The following is a 13,925-nucleotide window of genomic DNA, read 5'->3' on the forward strand; positions in this document are numbered from 1 at the left end:
TGTACGTTTATGAACTTATATGTACATAAGGTTAACTGTTCTGGAAATGAGAACCTGAATTAGATATAGCTCATTTTTGTTTGCTCTTTTTCTTTTTCCTAGCTTCTCTCGCCGCTTTATATGCTTCAAAATTACAAATTGGGCATCCGATCTCCCATGGATCTTTCCCCTTATGAATCACCAGTTCGGGAAGTCTATGGTCTTCACAAACCCTGTCTGATATTTCTATCTCACCCTCTCGTGGGAATGGAAGTGTATATCCACATTCAGGATACCTAGTACACCCTACCAACCGCGACCCACTCCTCATCCTCTTAATCGCAAGCTCTCCTCCTTCTTGGGAATTGCACTCTGGACACGAACCTATGACCAAATCTTCCTCCGCTTCTGCAACATCCGCTTCACAAATGGGACACCCATACACGAAAGTACCCCTCCCTGCAATCATTTTAATATTTTTCAAATCATGCTTTTCACAAATATTTTTTACCACTGTCGGCTCTCCTTTATTGGGCAATGGCAATGTGAATTTACATTCTGGCCAATTATCACATCCCACAAAGAATGATCCCCTTCTTCTGCTCTTCCTAACAACCAAATCTTTGCCGCAATCTGGACACGGACCTATTGTTTTATCAGCCTTCAACGCATTCCTTATATGCCCTCCTATTTCTTCCTCCGAACCCTTCAATTCCTCAAAAACCTCAGCTAAAATTTCTCTAGATCGCTTGGTAACTTCTTCTAATGTAGAATCTCCTTTGGCTATTTCCGCCATGTTCGATTCAAGCTCCGCAGTCATTTTTTCCGATACTACCAATTCTGCATATTTTTCCGCTGCTTCCACAACTCCTCTGGCCAAATTTGTAGGTTGGGGCGGATTCTCTTCTAAATATCCTCTCTGATAAAGTTTTTCTATTGTATTATGCCTTGTAGATTTCGTCCCGATTCCCATCTTTTCCATGGTCTCGATCAGCCTAGCCTGTCCATACCTTCTTGGGGGTTGGGTTTCCTTCTGTTCCACCCATGCTTGTTTCATAGATAGCTTGGATCCTTCTTCCACCTTCGGGATATAATTTTCTTCATTTTTGTGATAAGGATATACTCTGTGATATCCTTCCTTGACTAGCCGTCTCCCACTCGCCTTGAATAACTCACTTTCTGCTTCTACCACCACTCGAAGGTGATCCCATTCAGCAGGTTCTGCAACAGTTCCCATAAACCGTCTAACTATTAACTCATAAATTTTCCACTCTGCCGGTTCAAGACTTTCCTTTTTTGGAATTTGTATTGTAGGGTGGATAGGGGGGTGATCTGTTGTTTCTTTCTTCCCCCGTGTTGGCTTTTTATCTAGCTCTACGAGATATGTGGCATCTTCTTTAAATATAGAATTTTTAGAGAGGATATCTAGCAACTCTTTACAATCCAAACTTTTTGGATACACGGTATTATCCGTCCTTGGGTATGTGATATAACCCGCAGTGTATAGTGATTCTGCTATATTCATAGCGCGTTTTGCAACCACTCCTATTCCTCCCGCCGCCCGAATAAACTGAGTTGTATTAAATGGAGTTGGGGGCTGGTCAATTCTGGTTTTTTGCTTTACTTCTTCAACTTTTACTTCGCCCGCACCTTTGATAACCCTAAGTATTCTATCAGACTCTTCTGCCGATAGAACTCTATCACTTTCTTTCCCTTCTTCTGTGAAGAAATATTTCACTTGAAATCCTTTCGAATTCTCTCCAATTCCTCCCACTTCTGCAAATATTTCCCAATAATCTTCCGGAATAAATTCATCTATTTCCCTCTCCCGGTCGACTATCAGTTTAAGTGTCGGAGATTGAACCCTTCCTACTGAAATAAAGTCTTTCCCATACTGTTTTGACGCAAGAGATAGGTAACGTGTCAAAGCAGCTCCCCACACAAGATCTATGATCTGACGAGCCTCTCCCGCTTCTGCCAAATTAAAGTCAATTTCTTCTGGATTACTAAAACTATCTTTTATTTCCTTTGAAGTAATCGATGAAAACCGAACTCGTTCTATCGGAGTTTCTTTGTTTACTCCCCTGACAATTTCATATGCTTCTTTTCCAATTAACTCACCTTCTCTATCATAGTCAGTTGCCACAATCACTTTGTCTACTTTCGAACTAACTTGTTCTAACACTTTTACAATATCCGATCTAATCGGTTTCTTTATGATCTCCGCTTCAATCAATTCTTTCGGATCTATTTTATTCCAATCTGAATATTTTTTTGGAAAATCCACCCCAACCACATGCCCCGAGAGTCCCATACATTTTGCTCCATCCCATTCATAAACATTGATTTTATTTATTTTTTTAACCTTGGCAGATTTATCTGATAATATCTCAGCAACCCGCTTGGCAGCTATCTCCTTTTCCGATACAATCAATTCCATCTTTTTTGCCTCTATTTTTTTCCGAACACTGTGGCCGTCGAGCTCAAGCTATTGTAAACCTTTCCTTTCATTTTTATCAATCTAGAATCTCTTTTAGAATCTGATTAATGACAGCAGGGTCTGCATTTCCTCTTGTCTTTACCATCACTTTTCCAACTAAATAGTTCATAGCATTCCCTTCTCCTCTATTATAATCTTCCACCGCAGATTCGTTTTCCTTGACTACCTCTAGGACAATTTCCTCGACTTCCTGACCACTGCTAATCTCTAATTTCTCTTGATCAATTATCTCTTCTGGACTAATCTCTTCATCCAACATGCGACGTAATACAATCGATCTAGCATTTTTTTCTGTGATTTTTCCCTCAGATACTAATGCCATCACCCTTTTAAATTCATATAGTCTGTCTATTGCATCTTCTATATTCATATCTCGGTAGTTGAGTTCTCCCAGTATTATGTCCGCCACCCACCTAGCAGCAAGATCCGGATCAAACTCTTTAACCACTTCTTCATAAAACTCCGCAACATCTCTCGTTGAAGTTAATTTCGAAGCCACTTCCACTGTGAGCCCATATTCTTCATAGAATCTATTTCTTTTTGCTTCTGGTAATTCTGGAATCTCTATATTCTTCACATAATCTTCCCACCACTCTCCTGTTAAACTAGGCAGATCAAACTCGGTAAAATATCTATAATCTCCTTCTGTTTCCTTAGACCGCATCGATATGGTTATCCCTCGATTTTCATCCCAATGTCGTGTTTCCTGTTTGATTTCTCCCCCATGCATAATGGTATTTTTTTGCCTACTGATCTCATATACTAGTGCTTTCTCTGCCCCTTTATGACTAGATATATTTTTTATTTCAATTCTCTCTGCAGCTTGCAGAATTCTCCGGTCAATAGTACCATCTTCATTCACATTCGACCCACTTATCAATGAAACATTCGCATCTGCTCTCAATGATCCATCCCTTGTCGAGTCAAATACGCCTAGGTATTCTAAATCTTCTTCTAACTTTGCCAAAAATAACCTCACTTCTTTTGGAGCACGTAAATCCGGCTCTGTCACAATTTCAACTAAAGGAATCCCTGCCCTATTATAATCCACTAGGACATATTCGTCTCCTCTTTTTCCTTCTGATATATGCTGCAGACTACCGGGGTCCTCTTCTAAATGGGCACGTTCAATTCTTATTTTTCTCCGATTTCCCTCTACATTAATTTCCATTTGACCATTTGTACAAATGGGCTCATCATATTGTGTAATCTGAAAACCTTTAGGCAGATCTGGGTAAAAATAATTCTTCCGATGGAATGAAGTCTCTTCTGAAATATCTGCCCCAATTGCTTTACCTATTTTCACGGCGGCTCTCACTGCTGCTTCATTCAATGTAGGCAGGGCCCCCGGAAGACCCAGACATACCGGGCATACATTCGTATTTGGCTCTATAGACATTTTCGTGCTACATCTGCAGAAAATTTTAGTATTAGTCTCGAGTTGAACATGAACCTCTAGTCCAATCACCGGAACGACATCTCCCCCTCTCATTTGAACCATTTGTTCCAAATTTGACGTGAAAGAGTTAAAATATACTGTTTATTTCATCCATCTCCCAAAAAACCAAGAAGTATAAGCGATCGAATCCCTCATAAGTGATATAGAGTGCGATTAAATTCCCCATTTAACACATCACTCACGGGCAACTATGTACATTGAAAAGCTCGTCCTAGATAATTTCAAGAGTTTCGGTCGAAAAACCGAAATACCCTTCTACGAAGATTTTACTACCATTAGCGGTCCAAATGGATCCGGAAAATCAAATATAATCGATGCAATTCTATTCTGCCTAGGACTCTCCCGAAGTTCCCGAATACGAGCAGAAAAATTAACGGATTTAATCTATAACCCTGGAACTGAATCTGGTTCCTCTCCTCCCGTCGAAGCAACCGTTGAGGTCATTTTAAATAACACTAATGGGTCGCTTTCCCAAGAACAATTAATTTCCATTCTCGAATCCGATCGAATAGGCGATACATCTCATATACGTATAACCCGGCGTGTAAAAAAGACCGCTAAAAATTATTATTCTTATTACTATGTAAACGACCGTCCTGTCAAACTATCCTCTATTCAGGATTTACTAGCACAAGTCGGAATCACTCCCGAGGGCTATAACGTTGTCATGCAAGGAGATGTAACAAGCCTAATCCAAATGACCCCCATCCAACGTAGACTTATCATAGACGAAATAGCAGGAGTCGCAGAATTTGACAATAAAAAAGAAAAGTCACTCGCCGAACTTACCACCGTAGAAGAACATATGTCTACTGCAAAAATTCATATAACTGAAAAACAGCAGCAACTTACCAAACTTTCTGCCGAACGAGAAGTCGCCCTCAAATATCAAAAATTCCGGGATGAGAAATCTGTTCTATCTGGCCATTTGAAAGCTGCAGAATTATCTACTAAATCAAACGAACTTAAGGAACAACTCCAATCCATATCTACTGAAGAAAATAATTTATCCATACTCGAGAAAAAATTCAAAGCTATATCTGACTCCGTAAACTCTGTAGAAAAAGATCTTGAAAACCTGAATCTTCAAATAGAACTAAAAGGCGGGAAAGAACAGTTTTCTTTACTTAGAGAAATAGAGGGAATAAAAGGTAATGTAGCTAGATTTGAAGGGGAATCTCTCTCAACCCTGAATCAAATTAAAGAGATCGAAGTCACTCGAAGAACTGCATTTATAGAGCTCGATAAAAAACAAGAATTTTTGTCTGAAATTGAAACTCAAATTAGGGATAAAAAACTAACCAAATCTACACTATTAGTTGAATCAAATTCGAAAAAAGATCAGCTACATACCATCCAGTCAAAAATTGAAGATCTGGGTTCTGAATTTGAAGATTCTCAAAATCAGTTAACCAATCTCAAAAACGAACTAAATTCTGCCCAAGAGGATAGATATCTCCAGCAACGTGAACAAGATGAATTACTCGACGAAGCCCGCAGAAGATCAAACGAAATAGAAAGTGTTTCTAAAGAATTAGAACAAGTCAACTCTCGATTCCCCGAATTTGAGAACTTACTTGAAAATCTACAATCTGAACTTGAATCTGCCCAACACTCTCAACTAAAAACCGAGGAAAAAATATTGAAATTGCAACGGGAAAAAACTCTTTTTAATACCCAGTTAGATTCACTCTCCCTTACTATAGTCAAGTCAAAAAAAGATTACTCAATCCTCGAAAATAAAACAAAAAACAAAGGAGTTCTATCTTTTAATAGGGCCGTCATGTCTATCCTTGGTAGTGATATTGACGGTGTACATGGAACCGTCTCACAGCTCGGAACTGTGGATAGAAAATACTCACGTGCCTGCGAAATAGCAGCTGGAATTCGACTTTCTCACATTGTAGTTGAAGACGATCAGGTCGCCCAAACATGCATAAATTATCTTAATAAAAACAATGTTGGACGGGCAACATTTTTACCTCTTAATCGGATAAAAAAACCCACTAAAAATCAACTCAAAGATGAACCTGGAGTCATCGACTTTGCGATCAATCTAGTTAATTTTGATCCCATCTATACTAGCATTTTCTCTCATGTTTTTGGTTCTACAATTGTTGTTGATAATTTAGAAAACGCACGTTCTATTTCTGGTAGAAACCGAATCGTAACTCTTCCTGGAGATCTTATCGAACCTTCTGGGGCAATGACTGGGGGGCCTCTCAAACACCCAAGATATACTTTTCTAACTGACGATGAGACCCACCTCCAAAATATGGCAACCGAAATCATCCAATTAGAATCTCAACAATCTTCCCTAATTGATTCTATAAGCTCTATTGAATCTCAAATAGAATCGGCCCGAGAGAAACGAATTGAATCACTTGATAACATTCGTGGAGTGACCTATCACATAGGACAAGTTCGCAAAGACTATGAAGATTTTTCCACTCGATCTTCCCCTCTTGAAAACCGTCTTAACGAACTCAAAAATGAAAGAAATTCGGTGAAGGATACAATGAAAATAGTTGAGAACAAACTAGATGAATTTGACACTTCTATACTCTCTATTGACTCTCAAATTTTTCATGTGGAATCCACTCTAACTGGATCTGATCTACCAAAACTTTCAACAGAATTTGATTCACTTTCCGATTCAATATCAACAATTGAAAAACAAATAGAAAGAATCGATTCAACATTAAATGAATTAAATCTTGAGCAGAAATATATCGAAGATTCTATTTCTGGTTTACATCTCCGGATAGAAACCTCTCAAAATACAGCAGCTACTATGTCCGAACGAATCGAATCTCTGCAATCAAAAACAAGCGATCTAGAGAAAGTTCTCTCACAAAAAGAAAGTTCATTTAACACATTGGAATCTGAATTAACCGAAATTAAAGCCGAACGAGATCTGGTCCAAGAGCGTCTTAGAACTTATAGAGACCTAAAAGATTCACAATCTGAAAAAGTAGCATTGCAAAAATCCCACATAGCGAATCTTGTTTCGACTTCCGATTCACTTTCCAATGAGATAGTTGAGCTTGAGTCAAGTATGGGGGAAATCCCTGAAAAAAGTTCTTTCGATCTCCCAACTTTGTTATTAAAAATAACTGATCTTGAACAAAAAATGATCCAACTAGAACCCGTAAATATGCTCGCAGTAGCCGAGTACGAATCTGTTGATTCTTCATTATTTGGCCTAACTGAAAAACTAAGTATTTTATCAGACGAGTCAAAAGCAATCCATGAACGAATTGAAAGTTATGAAGATGCCAAAAAAGAAGCATTCCTAGAGACATTCCATGGGATCGATAATCAATTCCAAGAAATATTTGGAAAACTTTCTGCTGGAACCGGGGAACTACACATTGAGAATACGGATGATCCATTTTCTGGTGGTCTAACCATGTTGGCGAAACCACGAGACAAACCCCTCCAACGATTAAACGCCATGTCTGGCGGTGAGAAATCACTTACGGCGTTGTCATTCATATTTGCCATCCAGAGGTATAGTCCCGCACCCTTCTACGCTCTTGATGAAATCGACGCGTTCCTCGATGCCTCCAATGCAGAGTTAGTTGGAGAACTTCTAGATGAGCTTGCCATTGGGACACAGTTCATAGTTGTATCTCATAGATCTGCATTACTCGAACGATCCGAACGTGCAATAGGGGTCGTAATGCAAGAAAATAATATTTCGGCAGTCACTGGAATATCACTCACTACCGAGGCGAATATTCTGTCATGAGTTTCTCCAATGAACAAGAAAGTTTTTCTTTCTCCTACGACCCCCTCAATGAACCAATCAATATATTGGTACAACTTGCAAAAGATGGTGAAATCGACCCCTGGGATATTGATATAGTAAGTGTAACTGACAAATTCTTGGCACGACTTGACAAATCCGATCTCCGAACATCTGCCAGAGCACTTCTCTACGCTAGTGTCCTCCTCCGAATCAAGTCCGATATAATTTTCCCCCCTGAACTACCCCCTGAGAAAGATAACCTTGAAAATGGAATGGACTCTATGTCTAATGAAGATCCACTTTCTGTTTTTGAAAAAGAACTAGATAGAAGACTGGCTAGGAAACGAGTTAGAGGTTCTCCTAGAACTCTCGAAGAACTCGTCCGCGAATTAAGAGATGCTGAATTAAATTCAAATTGGAAACTATCACGTCAGTATGACACTTCGGATTCCCCTCATGGCTTCTGGAGGGGGGTACAGCGCCTTGATTATCATGACGGCGATCAATTTAGACTCGAGAATGAACCCACCGAAAAAGATGTCATTGGAACTGCCCATGTTGAACCAATTGAAGAATCAATTTCTCAACTATCTCTTCTACTCCAATCTTTGTATGAAGACGGGAAATCAGAAGTTTCGTTCGAAGAACTAATCCGATCTGATAGATCTAGAGTTTCTTTATTTTTGGCACTTTTATTCATGGCTCAAAGGGGAAATGTGTATCTAGAACAGGACGAATTATTTGGAGATTTACGAGTGAAGAATCTTCTCTTATAGTATTATTTTACATAAAAATTTCCCCTTTCATTTCCCTTTTCAATCGTACACCACTAGCGATTCAATCTTAACATCCGAAATTTTTTCGAGTCTTTTTCTTCCATTAAGTTGGCTCAACTCTACCATGAATCCAAAACCCACCACTAGATCTTTTGGAACCAATTTAAATGCTGCAATTGCTGTGCCCCCTGTTGCCAACAAATCATCTATTATTAACACGTTCTTCGACGTTTCGAATGCATCTTTGTGCACTTGAATCTCCGTTTCTCCATATTCTAGCTTAACAGGCTGTGAGTGCACCTCTCTAGGCAATTTATCTGGTTTTCTCAACGGGACAAAACCCGCGTTCAATTTGTAGGCAATCGGAGCCCCCACAATAAACCCTCTCGATTCAATAGAAGCCACTGTATCAATTCCGGAATCTTCCCATATTTCGGTCATTTCATCAATCAGAATATTGAATATTTCTTGATTTTTCCATACCGGCGTTAAATCTTTAAATCCAACCCCTGGTATTGGATAATCTCGTATTTCTATAATCTCCTTCTTTATTCCTCTCATTCTTTTTTCGATCCCACTTCAATTAGATCTTGGCGCATCTCTGAAAGTTTATCCTCCATAACATACATCACATCATTTTTCAACACTTCTATATCCCAACTGCTCTCCGAATATTTTTCTATGGACCACATGAATGCAAATTTTGTCCCTATGAACCAGACAATTAGGCCTAAGATTATTATGAAGAGCCCTGCCCCTGGGAATATCCGATAGTTAATTATTGCTGGAGTATATCTCTGCAAACCAATTGGAATTAGTCCCCCCATTCCCACTCCCGCAATCACTATGGCTGTAGATATTGCAGTTATGATAAACCACAAACCTATGTATATTCCCATCTGCTTAATCGCATTTGAATTTCTCATACATTTTCTAACCTCGCTCTCCTTCACCAAAAATAATTTGGTCAGATTCTTATCTCATCTCTGCTACCGGAAGCTTCTTTTCCCGGCTAGCCGATTTCCACAACAAGAATAATGGCCACAATTTGGTTAACTGACGTGTCTAAATCCGACATAAAAATAGCAGGGGGAAAAGGAGCTTCCCTCGGAGAAATGATACGTTCTGGATTTCCTGTTCCTCCTGGCTTTGTCATCACTGCGTCAACTTATCGAAATTTCATTAACGAAGCCGGAATAGCCGAACAGTTATTTGACACAGTCGATGTAAATGTAGATGATTCCGATGCCTTAGTAACTGCTCATTCAAAAGCAGTGGCACTAATCCAAGGTGCATCTATCCCCCTCTCCGTTCAAGAAGACATACTCCTCAAATTCGATGAGCTGGTTCAACAGATCGGCGAAGAAGACATGTTTGTTGCAGTGCGCTCTTCTGCCACCGCTGAAGATTTACCCGAAGCATCGTTTGCAGGACAACAAGAAACTTACCTAAACGTAAGAAGAAGCGATTTACTAGACCGAGTCAAAGATTGCTGGGCCTCTTTATTTACCCAACGTGCCATCTATTATCGATCTGAAAAAGGATTCTCAACAGAAGATGTCGACATTTCCGTTGTCATTCAATCTATGATCGACGCAGAATCTTCGGGTGTCCTTTTCACCCGGCATCCCTCCACTGGAGATCTCCACATGGTCATCGAAGCCGCATGGGGGCTTGGAGAGGCCGTAGTATCTGGGGAAGTCTCACCGGATAATTATATCATCGACCGAGAAAGTAAAACAATTCTCAGCCTGACCATTTCTGATAAACAAATTCTCTACGAACGTGACCAATACACTGGCGAGACTTTGAAACGTAATGTCTCCTCTGACTTACGAGAAGTCCAAGTACTATCTGAATCGGTCTTGCTAGATTTGACAGAATTAGGAGAATTGATAGAAGGTCATTACGGGTCTCCCCAAGATATTGAATGGGCAATTTACAATGATAAAATCTACTTATTACAATCACGGCCCATAACAACTCTTGACACTTCCTTAACCTCTGGCGATCCTGCCCCCCCTAGTATAATCGATATTGAAGATCAACCCTCTGCTCCCCTTTTGGCTCAATCTACTACTCCCATTCTAACTGGGATCGGATCTAGTCCCGGTATCTCTTCGGGCCCCGTTCGAATTATAACAAACTTAGATCACCTAGATAAAGTCATTTCTGGGGATATCCTTGTGACTAAAATGACTACCCCTGACATGGTCCCTGCAATGAAACGAGCGGCGGGGATTATCACCGATGAAGGTGGTATGACTAGTCATGCTTCTATCGTTTCACGTGAATTAGGAGTCCCTGCGATTGTTGGGACCAAGTTCGCCACGACCCAACTGGAGGATGGAAATTTTGTTACTATGGATGGAAATTTAGGTATAGTCCTGGAAGGCATTTCTCATTATACTACCCCTCCTACTGCCAACAACCCCCCTTCCAATATCCCATTTTCTAAACCTATGACTGCAACTAAAGTTTTAGTTAATATCTCTATCCCTGAAGCAGCCGAACGCGCAGCTTCAACGGGGGCCGACGGCGTTGGATTACTCCGAATAGAGCATTTAATACTTTCCACAAACAAAACCCCTGAAAAGTATATAGCAGATCACGGATCAAAAGCATATATTGAAGAACTCATTCGTGGAATAAGCGCCGTCGCAGATGCATTCTATCCCCTCCCAGTTCGAGTAAGAACATTGGATGCCCCGACGGATGAGTTTCGCCAGCTTCAGGGAGGGGAAGAAGAACCTCAAGAACATAATCCAATGCTAGGCTATAGGGGGATCCGGCGATCTCTTAACACGCCCGATATCTTTTCACACGAATTACAAGCATTCGCCAAACTTTTCGATATGGGATATGATAATATTGAGATCATGTTCCCCCTGATCAACGACGCAAGCGATGTATATCCTGCAGTACGTTTGATGGAGGAAGCTGGTATCGATCCTGATAAATGCACATGGGGGGTTATGATAGAAACTCCTGGAAGTGCCTTGATGATTGAAGAACTCCTCGATACTGGGATTAAATTTGCAAGCTTTGGCACGAACGATTTAACCCAATACACTCTAGCTGTTGATCGCAATAATGCTAGAGTGGCTGACCGTTTCGATGAGTTACACCCTGCCATCTTAAAACTCATTTCTCCTGTTATCTGTGCATGCAACAAACGATCTATAGCGACATCTATCTGTGGACAAGCAGGATCAAGACCTTCTATGGTTCGATATTTAGTCTCTTGCGGAATCTCTTCTATATCTGCTAACATAGACGCAGTTCAAGACGTTCAACAGGAAGTACAACGTGTAGAACAACAACTCATTCTCGACTCAATACGATCCACTAACGAGTGATCTATGTTCTATGGGCGTTTACAATAGCACATGAGCACCGATCCTTTCCCCTCTATCAACCCCGCAGTTGTAACTTGTGGGCTGCCCTATGCAAATGGAAATTTACACATTGGGCACATGCGCACGTATGTTAGCGGGGATACTTTGAGTAGGTCGCTACGGAAATTAGGACAAACCACGGCATTTGTATGTGGATCTGATATGCATGGAACTCCTGTCGCAGTAAATGCTTGGAAGGAGGGAAAACCTCCCAAAGAATTTGCTCTATCTTGGCATGAAAAATATAAACAGACTTTCCTTGGAATGTCTATTGAATTCGATAATTATGGCCATACAGACGACGAAGTTAACACTCTACTCACCCGCGAAATCGTTAGAACACTAGATGCTTCTAACCATATTTATGACAAAGACATCCTCGTTGCATGGGATCCTCTCGAAGATCAACCCCTCCCTGATAGGTATGTCGAAGGAGTTTGTCCGCACTGTGGGGCAAACGCTAGGGGTGATGAGTGCGATGATGGCTGCCAAAGACATCTAGAGCCTGGAGAGATCTTAAACCCCAAGAGCATAATCACAGGAAACGAAGCAGAATATCGAAACAAATCCCACAAATTTTTCCGCATTTCTGATTTCCAAGATTATCTGCAAGAATTCATTAACAGACTCGAAGGAACTACCAATGCGAAAAATCAACCTAGGGAATGGATTGAAGGGTCTCTACACGATTGGTGTATTACACGAAATATAGATTGGGGAATTTCTTATCCAGGCGAGGAAGAAACAGACTTAGTCCTCTACGTATGGGTCGATGCGGTCGTCGAATATATTTCTTCAACTAAACAGTACTCCGACCGTGTTGGATCGGACCTATTCGATTGGGAATCTACTTGGAAAAAAAATGGAGAAATAATCCATGTTATCGGGCGTGATATAATCCAGCATCATGCAGTTTTCTGGCCAGCAATGTTATATGGAGCCGGTTTCACCGAACCCCGTGCAATCATGGCAACTGGATTTGTAAATCTAAACAAAAGAGCATTTTCAACCAGTAGAAACCGTGCGATTTGGGTAGATGATTATTTCTCTGAAAAATTCGACCCAGATCTGTTGAGGTATTATTTAGTTACTGTGGGAAGTCTTCAAGATGATATAGATTTCTCTTGGTCAAATTTCGCTGATAAGGTTAATGGAGAATTGGTTGGAAATGTAGGCAATTTCATCTACAGATCTCTACTATTTGCCCATCGCGAATATGGTGGAACTCCCAAAACACCAGTAAGTGAAGACGTGAGTAAACGAATCCAAGAAGCAATGATGGAATTCTCCGATTCAATTAACAAATATTCCCTACGAAATTCTGCCTTGGCCGGCACTAAACTAGCCCAGTATGGAAATGCTCATATCCAGCAAAACGAGCCTTGGAAACTTAAGAAAAGCAATCCCGAATCTGCTGCCCAAGTTATTAGGGACTGTTTGCAAATATGCAAGGCAGTTTGCATTTTGCTATCTCCAACTATGCCAAACACAACTCAAAAAATATGGAACGAAATGGGCGAATCCGATTCTGTTCATCAGGCAACTTTAGCCGAAGCCCTAGAATCTCCTTCCGCATCTTTCCAACCCCCCAGTGAGCCATTTATGCCAATTAGTGATAAACACCTCCAAAATCTCAATACCAAGCTCGGCCAAAGAACAAAACCTGACAACGAAAAATCGTCCTCCGAAACTTCCTTTTCTGACCGCATCTCCTTTGAGCATTTCCAAAAACTCGATCTGCGAATCGGAGAAATACTCGAAGCAGAAAAAATATCTGGCTCAGAAAAATTACTTTTACTCACCGTTGATATCGGATCTGAAACCCGGAGAATAGTCGCAGGCATACAAAAATTCTACGCCACCGACGATTTAATCGGAAAACACGTGGTAGTTGTCACCAATTTAGAAAAAGCAACTATTTTTGGAACCGAATCGGATGGAATGGTGTTGGCAGCGGGAGACTCCGCGGACTTACTCACTACTTATGGGGACTCTTCACCAGGACAAGAAGTACGATAGTAATATCTAGACATTCTTATTTTTTCGGCCCCACTATGAT

General features: G+C 40.5%; 8 protein-coding genes. 4 read left to right on the forward strand and 4 right to left on the reverse strand.

What is annotated here, in order from left to right; genetic code table 11:
- Positions 1 to 70: 70 nt before the first annotated feature.
- Complete coding sequence (locus tag ACM9H2_RS02085) at positions 71 to 2,419, reverse strand: DNA topoisomerase I (RefSeq protein ID WP_415487691.1); 2,349 nt, start codon at positions 2,417 to 2,419, stop codon at positions 71 to 73.
- Positions 2,420 to 2,495: 76 nt separating this feature from the next.
- The gene (gatB, locus tag ACM9H2_RS02090) at positions 2,496 to 3,980 is read right to left on the reverse strand and encodes an Asp-tRNA(Asn)/Glu-tRNA(Gln) amidotransferase subunit GatB (RefSeq protein ID WP_415487693.1); all 1,485 of its coding nucleotides are present in this window, start codon (positions 3,978 to 3,980) and stop codon (positions 2,496 to 2,498) included.
- Positions 3,981 to 4,128: 148 nt separating this feature from the next.
- Here gatB and smc point away from each other — a divergent pair, with 148 nt between their 5' ends.
- Both smc and ACM9H2_RS02100 read left to right on the forward strand, forming a co-directional pair.
- The gene (gene smc, locus ACM9H2_RS02095) at positions 4,129 to 7,692 is read left to right on the forward strand and encodes a chromosome segregation protein SMC (protein WP_415487695.1); all 3,564 of its coding nucleotides are present in this window, start codon (positions 4,129 to 4,131) and stop codon (positions 7,690 to 7,692) included.
- Positions 7,689 to 8,468, forward strand: a complete 780-nt coding sequence (locus tag ACM9H2_RS02100) for a segregation/condensation protein A (protein WP_415487697.1) — start codon at positions 7,689 to 7,691, stop codon at positions 8,466 to 8,468. Before smc ends, ACM9H2_RS02100 begins: the two co-directional genes overlap by 4 nt.
- A 39-nt stretch (positions 8,469 to 8,507) precedes the next feature.
- On the opposite strand, the gene ACM9H2_RS02105 is transcribed toward ACM9H2_RS02100, so the two are convergent.
- The gene (locus tag ACM9H2_RS02105; protein ID WP_415487699.1) at positions 8,508 to 9,029 is read right to left on the reverse strand and encodes an adenine phosphoribosyltransferase; all 522 of its coding nucleotides are present in this window, start codon (positions 9,027 to 9,029) and stop codon (positions 8,508 to 8,510) included.
- Positions 9,026 to 9,394, reverse strand: coding sequence for a hypothetical protein (locus ACM9H2_RS02110; protein WP_415487701.1), 369 nt, complete (start codon positions 9,392 to 9,394; stop codon positions 9,026 to 9,028). Before ACM9H2_RS02110 ends, ACM9H2_RS02105 begins: the two co-directional genes overlap by 4 nt.
- Positions 9,395 to 9,505: 111 nt before the next feature.
- On the opposite strand from ACM9H2_RS02110, the gene ppsA reads away from it, so the two are divergent.
- Both ppsA and metG read left to right on the forward strand, forming a co-directional pair.
- The gene (gene ppsA, locus ACM9H2_RS02115; protein ID WP_415487703.1) at positions 9,506 to 11,827 is read left to right on the forward strand and encodes a phosphoenolpyruvate synthase; all 2,322 of its coding nucleotides are present in this window, start codon (positions 9,506 to 9,508) and stop codon (positions 11,825 to 11,827) included.
- Positions 11,828 to 11,857: 30 nt separating this feature from the next.
- The gene (gene metG / locus ACM9H2_RS02120; RefSeq protein WP_415487705.1) at positions 11,858 to 13,885 is read left to right on the forward strand and encodes a methionine--tRNA ligase; all 2,028 of its coding nucleotides are present in this window, start codon (positions 11,858 to 11,860) and stop codon (positions 13,883 to 13,885) included.
- The last annotated feature ends 40 nt before the right edge of the window (positions 13,886 to 13,925 follow it).

Origin of the sequence: Candidatus Hikarchaeum yamanae (assembly GCF_009889665.1) — an archaeon.
Classification (GTDB): Archaea; Halobacteriota; Halobacteria; order Halobacteriales; family Hikarchaeaceae; genus Hikarchaeum; species Hikarchaeum yamanae.